The organism is Paenibacillus sp. TSM33, assembly GCF_056099025.1.
In genome coordinates this window covers 56,664-81,597 of the sequence record NZ_JBLZXB010000019.1, presented here as the reverse complement: position 1 = coordinate 81,597, position 24,934 = coordinate 56,664, and the positions used below count along the sequence as shown (strand labels likewise).

The 24,934-nt window shown below is 49.2% G+C and carries 21 protein-coding genes and 1 riboswitch; of the genes, 10 read left to right on the top strand and 11 right to left on the bottom strand.

Annotation, left to right across the window (positions count from 1 at the left end; all coding sequences use genetic code 11):
• The first annotated feature begins 111 nt into the window (after window positions 1-111).
• Together ACN6NF_RS21200 and ACN6NF_RS21195 are read left to right on the top strand one after the other, a co-directional pair.
• Complete coding sequence (locus ACN6NF_RS21200) at window positions 112-1,560, top strand: PEP-utilizing protein (protein WP_474319463.1); 1,449 nt, start codon at window positions 112-114, stop codon at window positions 1,558-1,560.
• A 432-nt stretch (window positions 1,561-1,992) separates the two neighbouring features.
• Window positions 1,993-3,975: a heavy metal translocating P-type ATPase gene (locus tag ACN6NF_RS21195; RefSeq protein ID WP_474319553.1), complete on the top strand. Its 1,983-nt coding sequence runs from the start codon at window positions 1,993-1,995 to the stop codon at window positions 3,973-3,975.
• 160 nt (window positions 3,976-4,135) lie between these two features.
• Here ACN6NF_RS21195 and ACN6NF_RS21190 read toward each other — a convergent pair whose 3' ends face one another.
• Together ACN6NF_RS21190 and ACN6NF_RS21185 are read right to left on the bottom strand one after the other, a co-directional pair.
• Window positions 4,136-5,659 (bottom strand): DHA2 family efflux MFS transporter permease subunit, encoded by a 1,524-nt coding sequence (locus tag ACN6NF_RS21190; protein WP_474319462.1) that lies wholly within the window; start codon window positions 5,657-5,659, stop codon window positions 4,136-4,138.
• 9 nt (window positions 5,660-5,668) lie between these two features.
• Complete coding sequence (locus ACN6NF_RS21185) at window positions 5,669-6,304, bottom strand: HlyD family secretion protein (protein ID WP_474319461.1); 636 nt, start codon at window positions 6,302-6,304, stop codon at window positions 5,669-5,671.
• Between the two features lie 135 nt (window positions 6,305-6,439).
• On the opposite strand from ACN6NF_RS21185, the gene ACN6NF_RS21180 reads away from it, so the two are divergent.
• Complete coding sequence (locus ACN6NF_RS21180; protein WP_474319460.1) at window positions 6,440-6,994, top strand: NAD(P)H-dependent oxidoreductase; 555 nt, start codon at window positions 6,440-6,442, stop codon at window positions 6,992-6,994.
• Window positions 6,995-7,004: 10 nt separating this feature from the next.
• Window positions 7,005-7,466 (top strand): hypothetical protein, encoded by a 462-nt coding sequence (locus tag ACN6NF_RS21175; protein WP_474319459.1) that lies wholly within the window; start codon window positions 7,005-7,007, stop codon window positions 7,464-7,466.
• A gap of 81 nt (window positions 7,467-7,547) precedes the next feature.
• Here ACN6NF_RS21175 and ACN6NF_RS21170 read toward each other — a convergent pair whose 3' ends face one another.
• Complete coding sequence (locus ACN6NF_RS21170) at window positions 7,548-8,279, bottom strand: ZIP family metal transporter (RefSeq protein ID WP_013373094.1); 732 nt, start codon at window positions 8,277-8,279, stop codon at window positions 7,548-7,550.
• Window positions 8,280-8,562: 283 nt separating this feature from the next.
• On the opposite strand from ACN6NF_RS21170, the gene trxB reads away from it, so the two are divergent.
• Both trxB and ACN6NF_RS21160 read left to right on the top strand, forming a co-directional pair.
• Complete coding sequence (gene trxB / locus ACN6NF_RS21165; protein WP_016820315.1) at window positions 8,563-9,504, top strand: thioredoxin-disulfide reductase; 942 nt, start codon at window positions 8,563-8,565, stop codon at window positions 9,502-9,504.
• A 53-nt stretch (window positions 9,505-9,557) separates the two neighbouring features.
• Window positions 9,558-9,788, top strand: a complete 231-nt coding sequence (locus ACN6NF_RS21160) for a glutaredoxin family protein (RefSeq protein WP_318300702.1) — start codon at window positions 9,558-9,560, stop codon at window positions 9,786-9,788.
• Window positions 9,789-9,891: 103 nt separating this feature from the next.
• Here the strand turns inward: ACN6NF_RS21160 and ACN6NF_RS21155 are convergent, their stop codons facing one another.
• The gene (locus ACN6NF_RS21155) at window positions 9,892-11,064 is read right to left on the bottom strand and encodes an ROK family protein (protein WP_474319458.1); all 1,173 of its coding nucleotides are present in this window, start codon (window positions 11,062-11,064) and stop codon (window positions 9,892-9,894) included.
• Window positions 11,065-11,198: 134 nt separating this feature from the next.
• Here ACN6NF_RS21155 and xylA point away from each other — a divergent pair, with 134 nt between their 5' ends.
• Both xylA and xylB read left to right on the top strand, forming a co-directional pair.
• On the top strand, window positions 11,199-12,515 hold the full coding sequence (gene xylA, locus ACN6NF_RS21150; RefSeq protein WP_474319457.1) for a xylose isomerase: 1,317 nt from the start codon (window positions 11,199-11,201) through the stop codon (window positions 12,513-12,515).
• 56 nt (window positions 12,516-12,571) lie between these two features.
• Entirely contained in the window at window positions 12,572-14,095 is a 1,524-nt protein-coding gene (gene xylB, locus ACN6NF_RS21145; RefSeq protein WP_474319456.1) for a xylulokinase, read from the top strand.
• A gap of 86 nt (window positions 14,096-14,181) precedes the next feature.
• Here xylB and ACN6NF_RS21140 read toward each other — a convergent pair whose 3' ends face one another.
• Genes ACN6NF_RS21140 through ACN6NF_RS21130 form a run of 3 tightly spaced genes read right to left on the bottom strand, consistent with a single transcriptional unit; the run spans window position 14,182 to window position 16,640 of the window.
• Complete coding sequence (locus ACN6NF_RS21140; RefSeq protein ID WP_474319455.1) at window positions 14,182-14,358, bottom strand: FeoB-associated Cys-rich membrane protein; 177 nt, start codon at window positions 14,356-14,358, stop codon at window positions 14,182-14,184.
• 36 nt (window positions 14,359-14,394) lie between these two features.
• Entirely contained in the window at window positions 14,395-16,404 is a 2,010-nt protein-coding gene (gene feoB / locus ACN6NF_RS21135) for a ferrous iron transport protein B (protein ID WP_474319454.1), read from the bottom strand.
• Window positions 16,395-16,640 carry a FeoA family protein gene (locus tag ACN6NF_RS21130; RefSeq protein ID WP_016820309.1) on the bottom strand — a complete coding sequence of 82 codons (246 nt, stop codon included), beginning with the start codon at window positions 16,638-16,640 and terminating at the stop codon, window positions 16,395-16,397. Before ACN6NF_RS21130 ends, feoB begins: the two co-directional genes overlap by 10 nt.
• A gap of 280 nt (window positions 16,641-16,920) precedes the next feature.
• Here ACN6NF_RS21130 and ACN6NF_RS21125 point away from each other — a divergent pair, with 280 nt between their 5' ends.
• Both ACN6NF_RS21125 and ACN6NF_RS21120 read left to right on the top strand, forming a co-directional pair.
• On the top strand, window positions 16,921-18,048 hold the full coding sequence (locus ACN6NF_RS21125) for a transglutaminase domain-containing protein (RefSeq protein ID WP_474319453.1): 1,128 nt from the start codon (window positions 16,921-16,923) through the stop codon (window positions 18,046-18,048).
• A gap of 48 nt (window positions 18,049-18,096) precedes the next feature.
• Entirely contained in the window at window positions 18,097-19,473 is a 1,377-nt protein-coding gene (locus tag ACN6NF_RS21120; protein ID WP_474319452.1) for an MFS transporter, read from the top strand.
• A gap of 124 nt (window positions 19,474-19,597) precedes the next feature.
• Here the strand turns inward: ACN6NF_RS21120 and ACN6NF_RS21115 are convergent, their stop codons facing one another.
• From ACN6NF_RS21115 to ACN6NF_RS21100, 4 genes are all read right to left on the bottom strand, one after another.
• Window positions 19,598-21,064 (bottom strand): amino acid permease, encoded by a 1,467-nt coding sequence (locus tag ACN6NF_RS21115; RefSeq protein ID WP_474319451.1) that lies wholly within the window; start codon window positions 21,062-21,064, stop codon window positions 19,598-19,600.
• A 134-nt stretch (window positions 21,065-21,198) separates the two neighbouring features.
• Window positions 21,199-21,401: riboswitch (Lysine riboswitch) on the bottom strand.
• A gap of 120 nt (window positions 21,402-21,521) precedes the next feature.
• Window positions 21,522-22,655: a virulence factor gene (locus ACN6NF_RS21110; RefSeq protein ID WP_474319450.1), complete on the bottom strand. Its 1,134-nt coding sequence runs from the start codon at window positions 22,653-22,655 to the stop codon at window positions 21,522-21,524.
• Between the two features lie 397 nt (window positions 22,656-23,052).
• Complete coding sequence (locus ACN6NF_RS21105) at window positions 23,053-24,285, bottom strand: MFS transporter (RefSeq protein ID WP_474319449.1); 1,233 nt, start codon at window positions 24,283-24,285, stop codon at window positions 23,053-23,055.
• 91 nt (window positions 24,286-24,376) lie between these two features.
• Window positions 24,377-24,931, bottom strand: a complete 555-nt coding sequence (locus tag ACN6NF_RS21100; protein ID WP_474319448.1) for a MarR family winged helix-turn-helix transcriptional regulator — start codon at window positions 24,929-24,931, stop codon at window positions 24,377-24,379.
• Window positions 24,932-24,934: the final 3 nt, after the last annotated feature.

Sequence of the window (24,934 nt, the reverse complement as noted above, 5' to 3'; positions counted from 1 at the left end):
GCCCATGTCACATTCGGTTGCTCAGTAATGAGTAAGCGTTTTCTTTGTTTGAAGGGGTACTCGAATTCGTGTGTGCCAACTTGCTGACGAAAGAAAGGATGGATTAATAGCATGGAGGCTAAACTGATGCAGGTATTCGCAGAGCTGTTGGGTGGCATAAACAGCCGGGATTGCAACGTTCCAGAGCCAGGTATGGAGTCTGCTGCACGGAGATTGGCTATGGAGACGCTAAAAGCAGGAAGCCATCAAGTATCTGCTGCACAGGAGGAAGATCCATTGGGCTGGCTGGTTGGTTTAGCCGAGCAGGGTGCAATCAGTCGAGCGGAGGCGTTGCTGGCTGCAAACCCGGAATTACTTGGAGAACCGATGCTGAGTAACGGCAATGATACAGTGCAAGCCATGGACACACTACTAAAATGGAGCGATGAATACAGGCACACCTCCATACGGCTTTATGCTGATGCTCCTGCAAGTATGAGTCGTAAAAGTTCAGAGGAAGCATTAGGAATAGGTAGTCTTGACGGTTATAGTCTGCTGCATGGTCCATTGTCACTGGCATCCGGCCGCGTGAGGGAATTATGCTATGCCTATTTGGACGCGGCAGAGTCTGGACAAAAGATTCATGCTCCTGACGGGGAGCCCGATCCCATCCTTGTCCCTGGTTCCCGTGCATCCGAGACGTACACATCATTTAATAAAGCATCTGGTTTGCCGGGATTGTGTGAGCACCTGTCCCGACGAATCATTGGCCTGCTGGAAACAGAGTACGAGGGCTTGTTTGAGTTGCTGGACGGATTGCCGCTGACTATAGCTTTGACTGAGCAAAACAATGCAGTGGGCATCGGAAGCCTGCAGGATATGCAGCTGGAGGCATTACTGCGTGCAGCGTTGCGGAGTATGCGACAAGGGGGAGAACCACGGTTGGAGATTATGGTGCGCAATCCGGCTGACGTAAACCAGTTTCAGACTATCCGAGACTGGATTGACGGCGTTGCCGAGCAAACGTTGTGCGGGCGCCTGCGGTGCGTTCCATATCGGGTAGGCGTACTTTTGACGATTGATGCAAGTTTGGTGCCTGATGCAGGCCATACATGGAGTGAGCAATCCGCACAGTCCGAGAAGTCGGCCAACGCCGATAACATGTTCGAAGTGAGCGCACGACAGACCAAGCAGGCGGCTCAAGCTGCAGATTTGGCACGCTTTGCCGATATGATCATTTTAGAAGTCATACCAACTCCATCTGATGACAACAGAGCTGGGGGCCCACTGATTCCATCCGTTGTTGACGGTCATGAGAATGCTAATGATACGATAAAACGCATAATGGAAGCTGTTCGGCGTGTAAAGCCCGAGCTTCCTATATGGGTGGCGATAGATGAAATTCACCAGTCCCTGGATGGGAATTGGATTTGGGAGAACGAACTGACGGGGGTCATTTGCTCGGACCCAGCAGTTCCTGTTGTACGCCTCGCGGCTGCGCGTTGGAGACTGCAACAGCAAACCAATCGTCAACACACTTCAGAAACTGCACACACCCATGCGTGGAAGTTTCCACTATAGCCTGAAGATAACCTGAATTCATGTGATAGAGGATTTTGCAAAAATCCAGTAAGCGACTTTCAATGAACAATATATAGATCGAAATGGTCTAGTTCGTCTATATATTGCACTTTGGAGCGACTGGAATCGAATTTTGCAAATCCTGAATAGAACGCTTTGAAATATAGAGGATACCTGCGTTGTTTGCGCGGGTATCTTTTTTATTTAGGCTATTAGCAGTTTACAAGTGGAAAAGGAAGGGTATATAATAAAACAAAAGTTTCTCTAAAGCAAAATAATTGTATAGATGCAAAAATGATTATCATTCTCATTGCCAGACATGCTGCTTCGGGCTTCCCGAAGCAGCATGTGCTATTTTAGGGCACTTAACAATGGATATCATTCTCAATGAGACGCAAGTACAAGGACCAAAATGGAAAGGAACGTGACAAGATGCAAGCAGTTCAACGATTACAAGATACATTGTCTCCCTCTAACCGAGCACTTTCAAAAAACAGTGGCAGCGGACGACCCGGTCCCAATCGCAAGCCGCAATTTCAGCTCAAAAGCATGCTGAAAAATAAGGAGATGCAGGCTGCTCTAGGCAGTGGAATGCTAATGCTGATAGCATGGGGGGTCTCACATTGGTGGCAATGGCTATCCATCATTCTCTATGTGGTGTCTTATGCCCTTGGAGGCTGGTCCAAAGCCAGAGAAGGGATTGAAACCCTGATCCGAGAACATGATCTGGATGTTAATTTACTTATGATCGCTGCGTCTTTAGGAGCTGCGGCCATTGGCTACTGGAATGAAGGAGCCATGCTGATCTTTATTTTTGCACTCAGCGGTGCGCTGGAGAGCTATACCACCGAGCGCAGCAGTAAGGATATTTCCGAGCTCATGGCGTTGAAACCGGAAACGGCTTTGCGCTTGTCTCACGACGGAACAGAAACGGTTGGCATTGAGCAGCTGTTACCAGGCGACCTGCTGCTGGTTAAGCCCGGCGAACTAATTCCGGCGGACGGTCGAATCTTCAAGGGGGTGTCGGCGGTGAATCAGGCATCCATTACCGGGGAATCTGTTCCGGTAAACAAAGAGGCAGGTGACGAAGTATATGCAGGCACCATTAATGGAGAAGGCGTGCTATATGTAGAGGTCAGCCAGTCCTCGGAAGATACTTTATTTTCAAAAATCATTCGTATGGTAGAAGAGGCACGGACCGAGGTTCCCGATTCCCAGCGGTTTATTAAAACATTCGAATCGGTATACGCCCGAATTGTTGTTGCCGTCACGCTGATCGTCATTGTGGGTGCACCCCTAGCATTAGGCTGGACGTGGGCAGCGGCTTTTTACAAGGCGATGGTGTTCCTTGTCGTAGCCTCACCTTGTGCGCTCGTGTCATCCATTATGCCGGTGATGCTATCGGCCATTTCCAATCGTGCCCGGCGGGGCATCCTGTTCAAAGGTGGCGCGCATGTGGAGAATATGGCATTAACTTCGGTTGTTGCTTTTGACAAAACGGGCACGTTAACGAAGGGCTCACCTGTGGTCACGGATTGGATTGTCGCCCCAGATTACGATGCTGATGAGCTATTGCACATTGTCGCGACAATCGAAAGCTATTCCTTACATCCGCTGGCGCGAGCGATTGTAGCCAAAGCCGAAGCTGAATTGGGACAGAGAGAGCTGCTCACAGCCGAGCAAGTGCAGGCCCTTACCGGATGGGGAATGGAAGGCATCATAGGCGGGGTGAAATGGAAAATCGGTCGCACGAACGTGCTGGATGAACCTGGTCTTCTGACTGAGCCAGAGTGGGTGGAGAGTCGAGCACGACTGGAAGCCGAGGGCAAAACCGTATCCATCATTCTCGCGGATGATCGGATTGTCGGAATGCTGGCGCTACGTGACGAGCTGCGTCCACAGGCACGAGAATCTGTGAAACGCCTGCAAGCACAGGGGATTCGGGTCGTCATGTTGACCGGAGACCGCCCGGAAACGGCAGCCGTGATCGCGGCACAGGCTGGAGTCGACGCCGTATATGCCGGCTTAATGCCAGAGGACAAAGTCAGTCATATTCGCATGTTGCGGGAGCAATACGGACATGTCGTCATGGTCGGCGACGGTGTGAACGATGCTCCGGCTTTGACCGCAGCAACCGTAGGGCTAGGCATGGGGATGCATGGCAGCGGAGCAGCCCTGGAGGTCGCAGACGTGGTGCTAATGAACGACGGAATTGAGGAGATTGCGCCGACGATAGCACTGGCGCGCAAGGCACAGCGAGTGGTCAAACAAAATATGATCTTCGCGGTAAGTGTCATTGTGCTGCTGGTGATTAGTAATTTTGTGCAAAATATAGCCCTGCCATTCGGGGTCATTGGGCATGAAGGTAGCACACTGCTTGTCATTTTGAACGGCCTGCGCTTATTGCGATCATAAGACTATAAACCAATTCACAAACATAAGATTACAAACAGTCAGGAGCATTCAACCCTCTTACATGCAAGGGGGATGAATGCTCCTTCTTTGGCAGTGTCATCCTTTTTTGTATTTCAAGGCTAGTTCAATCTCATACCTCTAAATCACGATTGCAGTGCGCCTATCTACGACGCGGTGTAGACCGCCGCAAGAACAGGGAAAACAGTAATCCCGCCAGTGCAATTCCGGTTGCAATGATGAAGGCATCATTAATACCATGGATCGTCGATTCTGTAACAGCTCTTCCGTATACCTGTTGTATCGCGAGTGCAGAGCCGCTTTCCGCAGAAATACCCGCTGTTTGTGCGATGGTTTGTCCCAGTTGTAATACCCCTTCCGTTACAGAGGCATTGGCTGTGGTAGCGACATTCGCATAATCTGCCATATGAACCGTAGTCCGGCTGCTCATTACAGTAATGAGCCAAGCGGTACCGATAGATCCGGCGATTTGCCGTACTGTATTGGACATGGCAGTACCATGGCTGCCGAGATGTGGAGGCAGCTGGTTGAGTCCTTCCGTCTGAACGGACATCATCAGCAATGACATCCCGAAGCTGCGAATCGTATAGATGATCATAATATGTCCGTAGGTGGTGGCATCGGTCAGCAGACTGAATTCCCATGTCGTGATTGCCGTAATGATTAGCCCGATGATCGCCAACGGTCTCGCGCCAATACGATCGAATACTGCCCCTGATATCGGTGACATCACACCCATCAGCAGCGCACCCGGCAACAGCAGCAGACCCGATTGCAGCGGAGTAAAACCGCGTATATTTTGCAAATAGATCGGTAGCAGCAGCATCCCGCCGAACATGGTCATATTGACGGTAGCCCCAACCAGCGTAGATACCGTAAAAATATTGTATTTAAATACACGGAATTCCAGCATAGGCTCCAGCATGTTCAGCTCACGCACGACAAAAAACACAATAAACACGATTCCAAAAGCGAGCGAGAGTATTACCGTATTGCTGCTCCAGCCCTTGTCTCCGGCTGAACTAAAGCCATACAACAGAAGACCAAAACCAAGGGTCGAAAAAATGGTTCCCAGCAGATCAAAATGTGGTTTTGTCAGCTTGGACACATTTTTGAGCCAGCGCACAGCAAACAGAATATCAATGATTGCCAGCGGAATTACTAACAAAAATAGCAGCCGCCAACTGTAGTGCTCTACAATCCAGCCAGATAAAGTGGGTCCTACCGCCGGAGCAAACATCATAGCGATCCCCATGGTCCCCATAGCAGCGCCCCGTTTTTCGGGAGGAAATACAGTCAGGAAAACGTTCATCACCACAGGCATGATGATGCCCGCACCGCTAGCTTGAATCACGCGTCCAACCAGCATAGGGGCGAACCCGGTGCTGGCAGCGCAGACGACAGACCCGGCAGTAAATAACCCCATCGCGGATATGAACAGTGCACGTGTCCCGAATGACTCAATGAGAAAAGCGGTGATTGGAATCAAAATCCCGTTGGTCAGCATATATCCAGTGGATAGCCATTGAACGGTTGTGGCAGACACATTGAAGTCATTCATCAAGTGCGGAATCGCCACGTTCAGCAGCGTTTGATTCAAAATGGAAATGAAGGCGCCTAGCAGCAGCACGGACAGAATGCGTCCGACGGACATTTTTTGATCCATGACAGCCTCCTACTTGTGAACTCTGATCGTCGCACTCATTCCTGGTATAATACCCAGACCCTTGTAACCTTGAATGGATATGTTGACAGGCACGACCTGCGTCACCTTGGTATAGTTGGCAGTGGTATTGGAAGTAGGCAGCAGTGAAAAGGTGGAAGCGGTCGCTAGGCCGATCTTTTCGAGCTTACCGCTTAGGGACGTATCCGGGTATGCATCAATATACACATCTACGGTCTGGCCTACTTGAAGATCTTGCACAGCCGTTTCGTCTATATTGGCAGTAATCCAAAGATTGTTCAGATCAAAAGCCTTTGCTAAAGGTGTACCCGCCCCGACAATTGAGTTGTTGACAGCCGTTTGCTGTACGACAGTACCATCAGTTGGAATCGTAACGCTAATTCGGCTTCCGCCTCCTTCAACACTACCCAGCGTGCTGCCAGCGGTGTACGTCTTACCAACTTCAGCATTCCAACCTGTGAGCTTGCCCGCGCTTGGAGAGGCAACGGTAACCGCTTGTCCGCTCACTTGGGCATTATCGGTTTTTATGTAGTTGGCGGATTGATTGTAGTAGTAGGCGGCGGCACCACCTCCTGCCAGAATAATGATGATTACCAGCAGGTTAACTAATATGGCGCGCGAATTCATATTGTGCATGCCTCCCTAGTGTTTTTGGATGTTCAAAGTATGCGTCAAACGATTCATAATATTCAGATGAATGTTGGGAAAGGTTAAGAGCGTATGCCAAAAGGATGATCTTGCTGACAAAGGATGATGCGCACAATGACGACCAGAATCATGATTGTATATGACAGTGAAAATGGACATACGGAACGTCTCGCTCGCTCGATCGCAGAAGGGGCACGCCTGAATCACACAGAAGTGCTGCTAAAAAATGTAAATGAAGCCGATGTGAATGAGCTTGTAAGCGTGGATGCGATCATATGGGGGTGCCCGGGTCATTTTGGTACCATCAGTAGCGGTCTGAAGAGTTGGATTGATAGGCTGGGGTATCTGTGGGCGCAGGGCAAGCTAGTGGACAAAATCGGTGCAGTGTTTTGCACAACCGCTACCGTACATGGTGGATTGGAATCAACGCTACTGAATTTGATTACTCCAATGCTTCATCAAGGTATGATTATTGTAGGCCTGCCCGCTAGCATCACGGAAAATGCGCTCTACGGCTCCTATTACGGCGTAGGGGTAACATGTCCGGTAGAGACAGATCCCGATGGACCGCCCAACCTTCCAACGGGCGATGATCTTGCGCTAGGTCGATCTTTGGGCAAACGGGTCGCTGCGATAGCGGGACGGTACCGTAACGCCGAAAGAGAATAGGAGGCCGCCGATGACCATTGCTTTTATCGCAGTAGCTGTGGTTGCCTTTATCTTTTTGCTAGTATTTAATACGAAGATGACGCGCAAGTCCTCGGCCAAGAATCGCCCCCATCAAGAGGAATCTCGGCAAAGGAGCAGACGTCCTTATCCTGTGCAAGTGGAACCCAAGGCGAATGAATTGACGGAGCATACGGGAGAGATCCAGACTAAGGATTTCGGCATTGAAGAACATCATGCCGAGGAGCATCACAAGTTGACTGATGTCCAGACGGAAATAAGGGTGGAAAAAGATCGCGAGAATACAGAAGGTGCTTACGGGGACCAGGATTATCGTGCGGCTTTGCGTGGTTTTGCTGGAAAGGACGGAGAAAAGCATGAACGTTCCCGACTCTCTGATGGAGAGAAGGAGACTTCCAAAAGTGAGGACGAGCAGTACCGTGAAGCACTGCGTTCCATGAATCAAAAAAAATGAGAACCCTTCATTTGAACATGACAAAAAGGCTGCTTTACTGTCTGGAATACAGGCAGAATACAGCCTTTTTGTGTTGCACGGCTATAGCCATTCGGTTAGCCCGATCATCGTAATCAAGCCGAGAATAAAGGAGAATGTGGCGATTCGCTGATTACCGTCCCCGTGACTTTCGGGAATCAGTTCCTTGTAGACGATAAACATCATAGCCCCGGCAGCAAAAGCAAGACCGTACGGCACCAGTCCGTTCACCCAACTGCTCAAATAAAAGCCGATCAGACTAGTGATGATTTCCACAGCCCCGGTTAGGGTAGCAATGCCCAATGCCTTGAAACGCCCGATGTTTTGATTCACCAGGAATAACGCTACAATAAAGCCTTCCGGGGCATTTTGCAGACCGATAGAGAAGGCAATGAGATTGCCTAGATTCTGAGTCTCACTCGCGTAGCTGACCCCGACAGAGAGTCCTTCCGGCAAGTTGTGCAACGTAATAGCTGCGATGATGAGAAAAGATTTGGACTCCAATTGAAAAGTCTTGGAATCCGGGTCCTCCAAATCAGCATGGGGAATATACATTTCCATCACCAGTAATACGAGGCAACCGAGCAAAATCCCCGCAGTCAGCACGAACCAATTGGAATGCTGTATCGCTTCTGGAATCAGGTTATACACGGATGCAGAGGTCATAATTCCTGCGGCATAAGCCAGCAGAACATCACGAAGCCGATGTGTGATATTACGCATAAACAGAATAGGCACGGCGCCGAGTCCAGTGGACAAGGCAGAAATTAAGCTACCTACGAAAACGTCATTCATAATCGGGATAATCCCTCCATACCTCATTTATCTTTAAGCTTCGCTTCATGAAAACTTCATTTGACTGTTTACAGCTCTTTCCGCATAATGAAATTAGGATTTAGAATCAGTCTAAGTCATAAGAAGCTACAAAACAAGTGATTCGTTTTTAACAACATCCGGGTGTCCACTTTTTGGGATGAGCTTCTGCCAGCACTACTTTTAGAGTATATGCAGCAGCCCAGCGCCCGGTACCGAAAAACTCGCTATATAATACTTATGATATTTTAGGAGGAACCAAGATATGTACAAGTCCATTATTATAGGTACCGGCCCTGCCGGTTTGACCGCCGCTATTTACCTGGCACGTGCTAATATGAACCCGCTGGTGATCGAAGGACCACAACCGGGCGGACAATTAACTACGACTACAGAAGTTGAGAATTTTCCAGGCTTTCCTGAAGGAATCATGGGACCCGATTTGATGGATAATATGCGTAAGCAAGCGGAGCGTTTTGGCGCTGAATTCCGCACAGGCTGGGTGAACAAGGTAGACACAACCGCTCGTCCCTTTACACTGGATGTAGAAGGTTTGGGTGAACTGGTTACCGATACGCTGATTATTTCCACAGGGGCGACTGCCAAATACCTGGGGATTCCCGGTGAACAGGATAATATCGGACGCGGCGTGAGCACTTGCGCTACCTGTGACGGGTTCTTCTTCCGTGGCAAAGAAATCGTTGTTATCGGCGGTGGAGACTCTGCACTGGAAGAAGCTAATTTCCTGACTCGTTTTGCTTCCAAAGTAACGTTAGTTCATCGCCGTGAAGAATTGAGAGCTTCCAAAATTATGCAGGATCGTGCTCGTGCAAACAGCAAAATTGAATGGGCCCTCAATCGTACTCCTGTAGAAGTGGTTGCAGACGAAAACGGAGTAACTGGCTTGAAAGTGCTGAACAACGCAACAGGTGAAGAGGAAATCATTACAGTGAGCGGCGTATTCGTAGCAATTGGTCATCATCCGAATACAGGCTTCCTTGAGGGACAAATTACAACGGATGCGAACGGTTATATTGTCGTCAATCCGGGTACTTCCGAAACAAACGTACCTGGCGTTTTCGCTTGTGGCGACGTACAGGATACACGCTACAGACAAGCGATTACCGCAGCAGGTAGTGGTTGTATGGCTGCTATGGACAGCGAGAAATACATTGAAAGTCTGGAGCACAGTGCCCTGGCGCTGTAATACTTGCAAGTGTGAATAAATATGATGTAACAATAAATGATGAGGTGATATTCATGAAAAAAGCAATAGTTTACACATCTACAAACTGCCCGCATTGCCGTCAAGTAAAAAGTTACCTGGCTGAAAAAGGTGTCGAATATGAAGAACGCAACATTGAAACCAATGAAGCTTTTGCGCAAGAGGTTTGGGATATGGGCATTCGCGCTGTTCCATTGACTTTGATCGGAGAAGAGCGTATTTCCGGGATGAACAAAACCAAGTTTGAAAAAGTGTTGAACGCTTAATCCAACCTAAACAGTTGGCGATCCTGTGATCGTCAAATCGTTGGAACAAGGCCCTCGCCGCAGTTACATACTGCTGCAACGGGGGCCTGTTTTTTTTGGTCTTTTATAAAGATACACGTACACGCCCGAGAAAAGGAGCTGTTGCCGCATAGGCGGCACCTAGCATCGTCGAACGGCTACCAAGCGTGGAGAAACGAATCTGTAATTGTCGACGGTGATAGGGCAGGGCACGTTCATCAATCACTTCACGCATACTTTGCTCCAACCAAGGTCTCGCCTCCGCGAGTGGACCGCCAATGATAAGCATGCCGGGGTTGAGGCTGTTCACAATGTTGGTAATACCCACACCTAAATATCGCCCGATATCACCAAGGACGCTTAATGTACTCGCATCACCTTGCTGGGCAAACGGGAGTAATCCCGCTGTATTATGTGCGGGCAGTTTCAATGTGGATGCTACATACGCCTTCTCCGAAGCATACAGCTCCCAGCAGCCTCGGCTGCCACAGGAACAGGAGCGCCCGTTCCAGTCAATGGACATATGCCCACTCTCGCCCGCGTATCCCCAAGCCCCTTGATACGGCTTGCCATCAATGATAATTCCGGCCCCGATTCCGGAGCCTGCACTGATGTAGACCAGATCCCGTACCAGCTGACGATGATCCGCGTCCATACCATAGTACAATTCGCCTTGTGCACCGACGTTGGCCTCATTATCCACCACTACGGGAAGACCCAGCTCTGTCTCAAGCTGCTGCCGCAGCGGAACCTCTTCCCAGCCCAAATTGGGTGCGAATAAAACATTTCCGGTTTCATCCACCATACCCGGCACCCCCAACCCAATGCCGACAATACCATGAGGGGAGGGAGGAGTGACCTGCATGAGCTTCTGCACAAGCTTACGAATTTGTTCGATGACAAAGTCAGGATCATGCTGGGTTAGAGAAAGGGTAAGCTCTGTTTCAATGGTACCTGCCAGATCGGTCAAAGCACCCTTGATGTACTGTACGCTAACCTCGATACCGAGTACAAAGCCTGCACGGCTGTTGAACAGCAGCATTAAAGGTTTACGCCCACCGCTGGATTCTCCTAATCCCGTCTCATACACCAATCCATCGGTAATAAGCTCTGCAACCAGGTTGGACACGGTGGCCTTGTTTAATCCGGTTTGACTGGATAACTGTGCCCGGGATAAAGGGGCATGAAGGCGGATTCGCTCCAATACAATGGATTTATTCAGCTTTTTGACAAGCGCCTGATCGCCAGTAACATTCATGTTTTTTTCACTTCCTGTTGATGTAATTCCCGTTATTATATCATAAAAATAAACTTAGTTTAAGCGATAGACAAAGTTTGTTGGCTGTGCTAGAATCGTTTTTGTAAACGTTTACTACAAAGGAGGAACTTATAATGGCTTATTTCGAACAAGTATCTCAAATTAAATTCGAGGGCAAGCAATCCGATAATCCTTTTGCATTTAAATTTTATAATCCTCAGGAAATAGTAGCGGGAAAAACGATGGAGGAGCATCTGCGTTTTAGTATGGCCTATTGGCATACGCTGGTTGCAGGCGGCTCTGATCCTTTTGGAGTAGAGACTGCGGAGCGTCCATGGTCCAAGTTTACCGGACTAGATTTGGCGAAGGCACGTGTGGAAGCTGCCTTTGAGCTGTTGGATAAGCTGAATTTACCTTATTTTGCTTTCCATGATGTGGATATTGCACCAGAAGGCGCGTCATTGAAGGAATTTTATAGCAATCTGGATACCATCGTGGACCTGATTGAGGAGCACATGAAGGCTACGGGGAAAAAGCTGCTGTGGAACACGGCGAACATGTTTAGCCATCCACGTTATTTGCATGGAGCCGCGACGACTTGCAATGCAGATGTATACGCACACGCAGCTGCTCAAATTAAAAAAGGCCTGGAAGTGGGCAAACGTCTGGGCGCGGATAACTACGTATTCTGGGGAGGCCGTGAAGGCTACGAAACACTGCTGAATACAGATTTGAAGTTGGAACAGGACAATTTGGGACGGATGTTCCATATGGCTGTGGACTACGCGCGTGAAATCGGTTTTGACGCTCAGTTCCTAATTGAGCCAAAACCGAAGGAACCAACCAAGCATCAGTATGACTTTGATGCGGCGACGACGATTGCCTTCCTGCAAAAATATGATCTGGATCAGCATTTCAAGCTGAATCTGGAAGCTAACCATGCAACCTTGGCGGGTCATACTTTTGATCATGAAGTACGTGTAGCACGGGTTAACGGCATGTTGGGTTCCCTGGATGCCAACCAAGGCGATTTGCTGCTGGGATGGGATACGGACGAATTCCCGGTTGATCTGTATGATGCTACACTGACCATGTATGAAGTACTGCAAAATGAAGGCCTGGGCCGTGGCGGTATCAACTTTGATGCCAAGGTGCGCAGAGCATCGTTTGAGCCAGAAGATTTGTTCCTCGCCCACATCGCAGGTATGGATACGTATGCGAAAGGGCTGAAGGTAGCCGCCAAACTGATCGAGGATCGTGTGTTTGAAGACTTTATTGAGAAGCGGTACAGCAGCTTTAAGGAAGGCATTGGAGCTGACATCGTATCCGGAAAAGCAACGCTTGCTTCCCTGGCTGAATATGCTCTGGCGAACGAAGCACCACGCAAAAACGTGTCCGGTCGTCAGGAATACCTGAAAGCAACATTAAATCAATACATTCTGGCTGATTAATGCCAGAGCTTATATATGAAATAAGAATTGCACGATAAAGGGAAGGAGGAACTTCAATGCAGGAGAAGCTAAATCAGGAGCAGGAGCGTTATGTCATCGGCGTGGATTTGGGTACCAGCGCAGTTAAAACGGTGCTGGTCAACCGCAAGGGGCAAGTGGCTTATGAAACCTCCCAGTCCTATCCTCTTCATCAGCCGAAGGCAGGGTATAGCGAACAGCAACCTGAAGATTGGGTGCGTGGGACATTAACATCGTTGAAAGAGCTTGTAGAGAAGGCCGGAATCGGCGGTACAGATGCTGTGGATGGCATTAGCTTTTCGGGGCAGATGCACGGGCTTGTGCTGACTGACAAGGAAGGCCAAGTGCTTCGTCCGGCTATTCTGTGGAATGACACGCGCACAACGGCACAATGCCGCCGTATTGAAGAAAGGCTTGGGTCAGCGCTGCTAAGTATCGCACGCAACCGCGCGCTGGAAGGCTTCACGCTACCCAAGCTGCTGTGGGTGCAGGAGCATGAGCCAGAGGTGCTGGCTCATGCGGCCCATTTTATGCTGCCCAAAGATTATGTGCGCTACTGTCTCACAGGAGAGTTGGCGATGGAGTATTCGGATGCGGCGGGCACATTACTGCTGGATATTGCGAACAAGCAGTGGAGCGAAGAGATCGCAGCAGCGTTTGATCTGCCGTTGTCGCTGTTCCCGCCGCTGGTGGAGTCCTTTGACCAGACGGGCACACTATTGCCGGAGATTGCGGAGCAGAGCGGGCTTTCGTCTGAAATCAAGGTCTATGCAGGCGGAGCAGATAACGCATGTGGCGCGATTGGCGCCGGCATTTTGAGCGAAGGCCGCACCTTGTGCAGCATCGGCACCTCGGGAGTTGTGCTGTCCTATGAGGAACGCAAGGATATCGACGTTCAGGGGCGAGCCCATTTTTTTAATCATAGTGAGCAGGATGCTTATTATATCATGGGAGTTACACTCGCGGCTGGATATAGCTTGACCTGGTTTAAGGATACCTTTGCGCCGGAGCATTCTTTTGATGCACTGTTGGAGGATGTGAACTCGATCGAGCCGGGCAGCCGAGGGCTGTTGTTCACGCCTTATATCGTGGGCGAACGTACCCCTCATCCAGATGCAGCTATTCGAGGCAGCTTTATCGGGATGGATGCGGGGCACAAGCTTGTGCATTTTACACGGGCAGTGCTGGAAGGAATTACGTTTTCGCTTAAGGAATCCATTGATATTCTCAGAGGTACAGGCAAAACGGTAAATGAAGTGATTTCCATCGGCGGCGGTGCGCGTAATGAGGCATGGCTGCAAATGCAGGCAGATATATTTAACGCGGATATTGTCAAGCTGGAAAGTGAGCAGGGACCTGCCTTGGGAGCGGCCATGCTGGCTGCTTATGGTAGCGGGTGGTTTGAATCGCTGCAAGCGTGCGCTGAAGCTTTTCTGCGTGAAGCAGCAAGGTATTCGCCGAACCCGGAACGTGTGGCACAGTATGAAGGCTTACACGAGTTATACCGTGAAGTGTATCTACACACACGGGAGCTAAGTGAGCATTTGGCGGTTTATCGGTAATATGGTGAGCTTTGCGCATAAATGAGAAGCGGCTTCGGATGTGGAAACCTCCGAAGCCGCTTTTATCATGGACGATAAAGTTTGAATTAAAGGCTCTTCTTCATTTTCGAATGATCCTCAGTCACTGAGCTCACGGCACAGCCAGGACATGACTTGCTTGATGAACAGCCGGCACAGGCGCCTTGGCGGCTTTTTCGCAAAAATCGTACCAACACCCACGCACTATAACCAAGGATCGCCAATAAAATAATTACATTGATCATGGAATCCACTTCCTTCTATATGCTCTAGGGTCTGCCTTAACCCCAACCTAATAATCTGCCACACTGATAGATCAAGATGGCGATGATGTATGCAACGATCAACGGATAGACCACAGAAAATGCGGTCCAGCGCCAGGAGAGTGTTTCTTTGCGAATAACCGCTACCGTAGCCAGACACGGCACATACAACAGAATGAACACCATAAAGCTAAATGAGGCAAGCGGTGTAAAGGCCTGACTGACTTGCAGTTCCAATCCCTGCATATCGGGAACGTGGTAAATGATATTCATAGTCGATACGACTACCTCCTTGGCCATAAAACCTGTGAGCAGGGACGCGCCTGCTTGCCAGGTGCCAAAACCGAGAGGGGCCAATAGAGGTGCAAACCATCCTCCAATCGTAGCGAGCAGGCTGTCATCCATTTCAGCGCCGAAGCCCTGCGGACCAAAATTGGACAAGAGCCAGATGCCAACGGAGCCTGCAAGAATAATCGTTCCGGCTTTACGGACGAAGCCTTTGACCTTTTCCCATGTGCTGCGAAATAATGTAAGAGCCTGCGGCACCCGATAGGGAGGGAGTTCCACGATGAAGAGGGAGGGCTCGCCTGATAAAATAGAAACTTTGGAAAAAATTTTGGCAAGTATAAGCGATACGGTGATCCCTAACACATACATCAGCATGATGATGCTTGCCGCATGTGATGGGAAAAACACACCTGCAAACAACGCATAGACTGGCAAGCGGGCCGAGCATGACATAAAGGGTACCAGCAACGTTGTAATGAGACGTTCTCTGGGTTGTTCAATGGTTCGTGCTGCCATAATTGCTGGAACATTACAGCCAAATCCGATGATGAAGGGAATGAAGCTTTTCCCGTTCAAGCCCACGGCTTGCATCAGGCGATCCATAAGTATCGTAACTCGTGCCATATACCCAGAGTCTTCGATCACTGAGATAATCAGAAATAAGATCGCAATTTGAGGCAGAAAAACAAGCACACCTCCGACCCCAGCCACAATGCCATCCACGACTAGACTTTGCGTAAAAGCGGACGCGTTCAAGTGGACGAGTAACTCAGAAATCCAGCTGCTGAGTGTCCCAGAAAAAAATTCATCCAGCATATCTGAAAGAATTGTACCCGCCCAATCGAAGGTGAACTTAAAGGTAGCGTACATCAGCAGTAAAAAGATCGGAATCCCCAAATACCGATGAGTTAGCAATGCATCCAGCTTATCCGTCAGGTTGTGAGGTCTGAGTTTGGATGTGTCAATTGCCTTGCTGCACAGCTCAGCAATCCATGCTGTTCGTACAGAACGAATATACTGAGCAGGAGTGACGGCATTACCTTCCCTGAGAAGCTCTTCTTCGCAACGCTGGATGCGTGTAGTTACTTGTTCACGCTGTGTCTCATTCGCCATCCATTCCATGACGACTGGATTGTTTTCCAGACATTGCAATGCAGCCCACCGGAGCTGCGGTACAATTGTATTCGGCAGCAAGTTGCAAATATCCGTAATAGCAGCTTCGACAGCAGGACCGTAATCCAGTTGAAAAACATTGGATGTATGTCTGACCTCTCGAAGAGACGCAAGCATTTGCTTACTTCCGCTACCTGTACGTGCCACCATAGGAATAATGGGAACGTTCAATTGGTCAGCTAATAGTTCCTTGTTTACCCGAAGACCGGTGGCATCAGCTACATCAGTCATGTTTAAGCCGAGTACAAGCGGACGGCCGTATTCTAATAGTTGTAAGGTCAGATAAAGATTGCGCTGGAGCTGGGATGCATCCACGATGTTAATCAGCGCCGCAGGCGGTTCCTCCAGCAAATAACGGGTAGCGACACCTTCATCCAGCGATAGAGGGAGTAAAGAATAGGCACCCGGTAAATCCACCAATACGGCAGACTTGTCACGCAGAATTCCTGTTTTCTTTTCCACGGTGACGCCAGACCAGTTGCCTACTTCAGCATACGTACGAGTCAGCTTGTTGAATAATGAGGTTTTCCCTGTATTGGGATTGCCAAAAAGAGCGATCATGTCCATGTCGGAACAACCTCCAGTTGTTTCACTTGATTTTGACGGAGGCCGACCAGCTGGCCGTTGCATTCAATAACAATAGGACCGCCCAATAAACTGATTTTTTTTAAGCGTATGATGGAGCCTTCGTTGATGCCCATGTCTGTTAAGCGACGGCGCAATGAGGGATGAAGAGGCGCAAGAGATTGCAATCGCACAGTCTGACCTAGTGGCGTACGAAGGAGTGAAATACATTCTGGCATGGTGCTCAGCCTTTCTTATCTAGAATGAGAATCAATATCATTTACTTCCGATGCCAGTACCATATCATGAGGAGTACTAGATTGCTGTGATAAAATTCTCTGTGAATGACATGTTTGCTTATGGTTCCAACTGTTATATAGCAGATCATGGTGTCACAACCTGTCATTAACTGCACTCTTACTCGTCTGCAACCGACAAAACTAGAGCGTTTGGGGCAACTGTTTTTATGGTAAGATAGAGCTGTTTACAACTATGCTAAGAAGGGCAGGAACGCTCTGTATGAACAGAAAAATCGGGGTTAGGCTTGTAAAATGTCTGGTTGCAGGTGCGGCGCTGGCTGTGTTGCTGCCGCAGGCTGTAGAGTGGGGCAGCAATGTGTATGCGTCGTCGGTCAAGCCGGCTTCCTCCGTATCCTCGCAGCAGCTTCAGAACAAGCTTTTACAGGCAATGGCTACGCGGAGTGAAACGCTGACCTTTACATATCAAGGGCGAGTGAACGGTCTCAAGCAGCAGTTACAGACAGCCATCCAACAGGCGATGGAGAGCGATCCGTATGTGAATTATACAATCAAAAGCTACGCATTCAGCTATACAGGCACAACCACCTCCGCCCAGGTTACGATTCGTTTAAGCTACCGGGAGACGAAGGAACAGACGGCATATGTGGATAGCACAGTTCAAGCTGTGCTGGGGGATATCATTACGAAGGGAATGACGGATCACGAAAAGGTGAAGGCCATTCATGATTGGATCGTCGTTCGCCTGAAGTATGATGAAGCACAGCAAAAGTATACAGCCTACGATGGGCTGAAAACGGGAAGCACGGTCTGCCAGGGCTATTCGCTGTTGGCCTATAAAATGCTTGAACGAGCAGGGATTACGAACCGGATAGTGGAAGGTAGAGCAGGGGGACAGCTGCATGCATGGAATCTTGTTTTATTAGATGGTCGATGGTATCACATGGATACGACATGGGATGACCCGACCCCCGATCGTGCAAACGAGGTAAGCACTTCATATTATCTGCTGACCGATTCAGAAATGCGGCGGGATCACTCATGGGTGAAACAATACCCTCTGGCGAATACATCGTATCGGGAAACCTTAAAAGCATTGATAGCTGCTGGAGGATCAAAGGCTGTCGTGTATCAAAAACTGTACAATAACCTGGAATATCCATTGCAAGACGGCAAGGGGCTGGTCAAATCATCTGCTGACATCAAGGAACAGGTTGGTAAGATGATAAATAAGGGAGAGGCGTCACTTACCTTCGGCTATCAGGGAACGGAGCGAAGTCTCAAGGAGGATTTACAGTCCTTATATCAACTCGGCTTGAAATCCATTTCCTATCAGATTACGGATCTCGGAAGTACCGGCAATCTTCGGGTAACTCTGAAATGGACCTAATGATTTTGCTGTAAAAAGCTAGACTAACAAAGGAGTATTTTAACTTATATGCACAAGCGTTCCTTTACCTATTTGCTTGGCACGCAGACGATGTCCAATGCGGCCGACATTCTTTATATTATGGCACTTGTGTCTTTGGTTTTTCATGAAACAGACTCGATCTTCTCTTCAGTACTCGTTCCGTTGCTGCGAATGGGTGCACAGATGATCAGCGGCTTTTTGGCACCGCTCATTTTGGCCCGATTCCAGCTTCCATTTATTTTATTTGTTTCCCAGTTCGGACAACTGGCCTTCTTCGCTGTACTGCTGGGCCACTTATGGTCAGCGGGCACAGAGCCTATGTGGGTTGTTGTGTTTGCGTTGGTGGCAGCCATGTCCTTTCTGGACGGCTGGACCACGCCTGCGCGCAATGCGCTGATTCCCCGTCTTGCTTCCGGGGAAGGGCTCATGCGGGCAAACAGTTTGGTATCAGTCAGCGATCAGACGGTGCAATTAGCGGGGTGGGGGCTCAGTGGCGTGCTCGTAGCTATGCTGGGCTCGGAAAAAACATTGCTGGTGGCTGGCGGTCTGTATATGATAGCACTGATCTTCACCAGCTTGATTCGAGACCCCCTAGAGGGCAAAGCCCATTATTTGCTTCAGCCTGGAACAAGGGTACAAAATGGAGATGTCTTGGCTTCTGAGGGTGTAACCGAGCCGGGACAAGGACACTATGACTTGCCACCCGCACAAATGGAAGATAAGCTGTATGGTCCGGAATCAGAAAGCCCGGCGGTGCCTCCTAAACGTAAAAAGGAAATACTGCGTGAAGGCTGGAGTCTCATCGGATCCAGTCGCAGACTGAAGGCTCTTATTTTTATGGATATGATCGACCTGCTAGGAGGCTCCGTTTGGGTAGGTGCGTTCACGCTTGCCTTCGCTCAGCAGGTCTTGCACAAGAGCGAAGCATGGTGGGGATACATCAATGCCGCGTATTTTGCGGGGGCGATTGGTGGCGGCATCGTAGTCCTTGCCTGCGTCAAGCTGTTGCAGCGCAGACTGCTGCCCGCCATGCTGGCAGGGATGGCAGGCTACGGGCTGCTGACAGCTTGGTATGCACTGAACACATTACCGCCACTAACGCTGCTTATCGTGCTGTTGATGGGGCTACCTGCGGAAATGTCGGTCGTCTCCCGCCGCACGATGATGCAAATGAGTGTGTCGGTACATGATTTGCCTAAGGTGCTGTCCGCCCAGGCTACGCTGACAAGCCTGACGTTTTGCATTTCGCTGCTTTTAATGGGCTGGATTGCAGATCATCTGGGTATTGTTAATTTGTACTTGTTTTCAGCAGTGTTGACGCTGATTGCTGTCATATATGGTATTTTTAGTCGTCGTGCCTTATCTATGTCTTTATCAGCTGAAGTAGCTGCTTCTTCCAAATAAACAGAAAAAGAAAAAGCCCGTCTCCGGGCATATACAGGGGAACATGCGGATAACGGTCTTGGGACCAGGTGTACCAGCGTGTTTCCCTGATATGTGGAGACGGGCTTTTTATCACTGTGTTCTGTTATTTATCCGAAGATGGATTTGAACTCAAATCACATTCTTTTAATGGAACGATTTTAGTACGTTTAATCCATTTGTATCCAAGCCATAACAGAAGGAACAGCGGCACACTCATATACGTAGCGATCATCGTTTTCCAGTCAATCTCCTGTCCGGTGAAAGCATCCGTCCCTTGCCCAATAATGACAATGATACATAGAGCAAAGGCGAACAACGGTCCAAACGGGAACCAGCGGGCTTTGTAGGGAAGTTCACTCAGACTGTGACCCTGTGCAGTAAAGGCACGGCGGAAACGATAGTGGCTGACTGCAATCCCAACCCACGTAATAAATCCGCACATTCCAGAGGCATTGAGCAGCCAGTTATAGACTACACCGTCTCCATACAGGGAGGCGAGAAAAGCCAGCATACCAACAGCAGTCGTAATCAGAAGTGCATTCATAGGAATGCCGCGTCGATTGATACGCCCAAGGAAACGGGGGGCTTTACCTTCCCGCGCCAAAGCGTACAGTACCCGAGTCGCTGCATACATACCCGAGTTGCCTGCCGACAATACGGAGGTCAAAATAACGGCGTTCATGACTGAGGCAGCAATGGCAAGCCCCGCTTTTTCAAATACAAGCGTGAACGGACTGACTCCGATATCACTGATATCTCCTCGCAACAGATTCGGATTCGTATACGGAATGATCAAACCAATAACGAGAATCGCGAGAATATAAAAGAACAAGATACGCCAGAAGATTTGACGGATGGCACGTGGCACATTGTCACGCGGATTTTCGCTTTCGCCAGCGGCTACCCCAATCAGCTCGGTTCCCTGAAAGGAAAAGCCCGCAGCCATAAATACGCCCAATACAGCGAAGAATCCACCATGGAACGGGGCATCTCCTACCGTGAAGTTGGCAAAGCCCACCGCAGGACCACCCATGATGCCGAAAATCATCAGCACCCCTACGGCCAAAAAGATGATTACAGTCACAATTTTAATCATCGCGAACCAGTATTCGGACTCACCGTAGCCTTTGACCGTCAACGCGTTCAGCAAGAAGATTATGGCCAAGAATAACAGACTCCACCAGGCAGAGTGACTTTCCGGAAACCAGTATTTGATGAGCACGGTCGCTGCTGCCAATTCGGCAGCAATCGTTACTGCCCAGTTGTACCAGAAGTTCCAGCCCATGGCAAAACCAAAAGCCGGATCAACGAAGCGACCTGCATAGGTATTAAAAGAGCCGGATTCAGGCATAAACGTAGCCAACTCACCGAGGCTGGTCATTAAGAAGTAGACCATGAGGCCAACTGCTGCATAAGCCAGCAGGGCACCGCCAGGTCCAGCTTCGGCGACCGCGCCTCCACTGGCAAGGAATAACCCTGTTCCGATCGAGCCGCCGAGGGCGATCATCGTCATATGACGGGCTTTGAGACTTTTACGCAAGGTTGCGTTAGATGTTGCTTTGTGTTGCATGTTCAAACACTCCTTCATGAAATTGTATTTCATGTCAGGGCAAGAGCCAGAAGGAGGGGGAGTATATAAATCAAAAGACCACAGGGAATACGCCTGCGGTCTTGTCTATGCATTCCGCACCATACCTTCTTCTATAACAAGATAGCTCAACACGCGTGTTTGTGTTAGGACATCGCGTGACAGTTCTGCTCCTTTCGGTTAGCAGCCCCAGCATACGGAGTATTTACAAAGAGTCAGCTCCGCATACTTCGGCGGGTGTACCTTTCTACTGGAATCTCAGACGGCTCTTGGCGTCTCCTCCAGTGTACTGATTACATCCGCGACCTCTACCTCATCATAAAACAGGTTGATGAGGTGTATGACATGATATTATATTGTATAGCGAACTACAGTATATCGTACCTGTACACCTTCTGACAATCGACAATTTTTTGAAATCCACTTATCCATTCTTAAATCAGGAGTTCCGTTTGGCCATCTGCTGCCAAACCGTACCTGCGGCTTGCTCTCCTGATTCGATGCGCTCCAGCGCCATTTTAGCCTGCAGACTGACCTCGAATTCGGGGTCATCGACGGCCTTCTCCAGCGCATCACGCGCATCCTCGGTTCCAACCTCATATAAAAAACGAGCTGCACGCCAGCGCACCAGCTTGCTGCTGTCCGATAGGGCCCCGATCATAGCGCTGGTAGCGATGGGATCGCCAATGTCCGACAACGTGTCGCCAGCAGTGCGGCGTACTGCCGCTGAAGGATCGCGTAGCGCCTCGAACAGCAGTTCCATCGCTTCCGGTGTACGAATATCGCCCAGATAGACGACTCCCAGCCGCCGCAGCTGCATTTTGTCGTCATGCAGCGCTTGCCGGATCAGCGGCAAATGCTCAGGCGTCGGCTCCAGCCGATCCAGTGCAGCGTAGCGTGTGCGCCAGTCCTCGTGTTGGAGGGCCTGCTTCAGCTCGGCATCGCTCCACTCGCGGCGTTCCTCCACGAATTCGCTGTTGTCCGCGCCGTGGGCAATTGCCTGCTGGATAATTTGTTCCAGCCGATCCTGCGGAAAGGCTGCCTCTAATTCCTGCTCAACCTCGCGGGCAATATCCGGCAGTTCACCATAGCGGACGCCGTAATCACTCAGCTTGCGTTCCTTGATCAGCGTTGCACTTGCTACACGAGTAACGGCTTGCACGAAGCGGTCGGACAAGGAAATTCGTTCCTCCTGCTGTCCCGCTTTAACTCGAATCTGCATGGGAAGGCCGCGAAAAAATTGTACAAAAACCTGTGCTTCGCCAAACGCTTCCCCAGAGGTTTCCTCTGGTAAATCCCAATTCGCGTCAGCACCTTCCTCGCCTAGTTGATCCCGGACCTGACCCAAAATAGTAGACCAATCGGCATTTCCTTTACGGTCAAGGGCTACAAAATCAGTCGTGTGAAACACGCTTTTGACCCCTTCAATCGCCAGCATACGCCGGATAAATGGGGGAGCGGAACGCTCATTGTCCCGTGTATATGTTCTGCGGATACCCGCTTCCAGTCGCTCATCCAGATGCAGCATCATGGTGTTCGGACTGGGAGTTGGCTCGATAGATGTTATCTTCATAGCTCGGTACAGCCTCCTGTTCAAAAGTTCTCCATATATCATATATAGCTTATCTGTATTGTACCTCATTCTGCGTAGGTCTCCAAAGAGAGAGTTTTCATTTATAGAGAAAACACAATGACATATATCACATGATTTAGATGAGTATACCTGTTAAATAGGAGTATTTTTGAATGAAAACAGGATGCTATATAAGCCAAACTCGAAAAAATGAACATGAAAACGGAGTAAGCGGAATGGTATTGTACAAGCGTAGCGGTCGCTTTTGTCCCCGGTTTTTTACCCTATTCATAGGTTTTATTCTAGAAATCCGGGGGCAGTGGCGATGGGAAGTACCATCCGACTGCACAGTGGCACTATAGGTACTTTTAAGTTCGGTTTTAGTTTGATGTTTGTATTATGCATCCCGCTTCAGTGGATCGTTTTGACGGCGGCGAATGAGCAGGGAGGCGATAAGTCCCACAGACAGAACAGCCGCCAACAGCATAAATGTAGTCATCTGATTGCCGCCATTCCCCATCAAACGAATGGAAAGCATAGGAGCTAGACTCGTACCGGCAAACAGAATGAAGGTATAGAGTGAAACCGCTATGGCCCTTGCTGTACCGCCGAGCTGGCCAACTATTGCAATAAGTGAAGGGACACTCAGGGCAATGCCGCTGACAAAACATACACTTAATACCACGATAGATATTAGAGAATGCGTCATCCCCATCAGCGCCAAGCTGAGAATGGAAAGAAGAAGAGCTACACGTAATAAAAGGTGAACACCGAATTTCAGGGCCAGTTTTCCGGCGAAGGGTGAGAGAAGCATACCGATGATGCCAGCGGATCTGACATATAGCATCTGTGTGCTATTCAGGCCGAATTCGGGACTGCCAAGGTAGCTTCCCAAAACCGTATACATGCTCACAAATGACATCAGAAGAACAAAAGCGATCGTGTAGCTTAACCATAAAGGATACGAATGCAGAACGGTCCCCAACTGAGCGAAGGCTGCCCAAATGCGAATCCCTCGTTGCGGGGAGGGAGCTTTAGGCAGTAAAAAAAGAACGATCAGGAAGGTGATTGCGTACAAAACACCTAGCATCCGAAATACCATATTCCATCCGATTTGTTCGCTGATAACAATACTAAATACCTGTCCGGCAATACCTGCCACTAGAAAACCAGTGCTGATAAAACCGATAGCCGTTACCCGTTTTTCAGTCGGAAACATATCTACGGCGTATGCGAGAGCAACAGGGGAAAAGGTGGCTGCCGCCAAACCCTGCAGCAAGCGCAGCACAACTAATACAGAATACTGATTGGTTAAGCCGAGGGATAACGAAAGGATCGTCAATGCGAGCAGTCCGGCAACGATAACCTGCTTGCGTCCAAAGCGATCAGACAATCCTCCATAAATAAGGCATCCCGCGGCAAATCCTAAGGAAAAGATACTTCCCGGCAGAGCTGCTTCAGCTAGCGTTTTTCCAAATACTTTAGCAAAGAGAGGGACCAAAGGGATCGTTACATACAGGCTGGACATCACGGCAACCGCTGACCAGCATAGGATTACAATCATCCATGCATAAGGGAGAGCAACATTTTCCTTCTGTATAACGCTATCATTAGTTCGTAATTTACTCATCAATGGAACACTCCTTAATCTTCAAATAAGTAACTTATTAAATATAAACAATTTAATATATTAGATAATCTAATTATATGTTTAAAAAAAATTATCTGCCCACCCCCAGTTTATCTTCCATATGATGATGGATTTTTTCTATAATTCGCGAGAAAATAATCTGCTCCTCGGGATCCAAAATACTCGCTAGGGAAGCACAGGAAGACCAAAATACAGGAAGCACCTGCTGTACAAGGCGAGAACCCGTTTCTGTAATGCGTACATGAATTTTGCGCCGATCTGTAGAATTATGTTCTCTGATAATCCATCCTCGTTGCTCAGTCCAATCCAGGAGGGATGTTGCAGATGCACGTCGGATGCCTAGACGGTCGGCAATCATAGAGGGGCTCATCTGAGCCTGGGATTGGTGCAATGTCAATAGCAACAATAAATCTAGCTTACTCTCTGTCAGGCCGTAAGCAGCTAGATCCAAATCTACCGCATCGAGCACATTATCACCTGTCCATAGCAAGAAGAGACCAATACGGGCAAGTCGCCGGTCTGTTTCTGCAAGGGCAGTTTGATCCATTAACTCTAGATAAGGTTCTGGTCCCAGACGAGGAAGAGATTGCTGGATGGAGTCCCGCTTACTTTGTTTTGGCGGCATAAG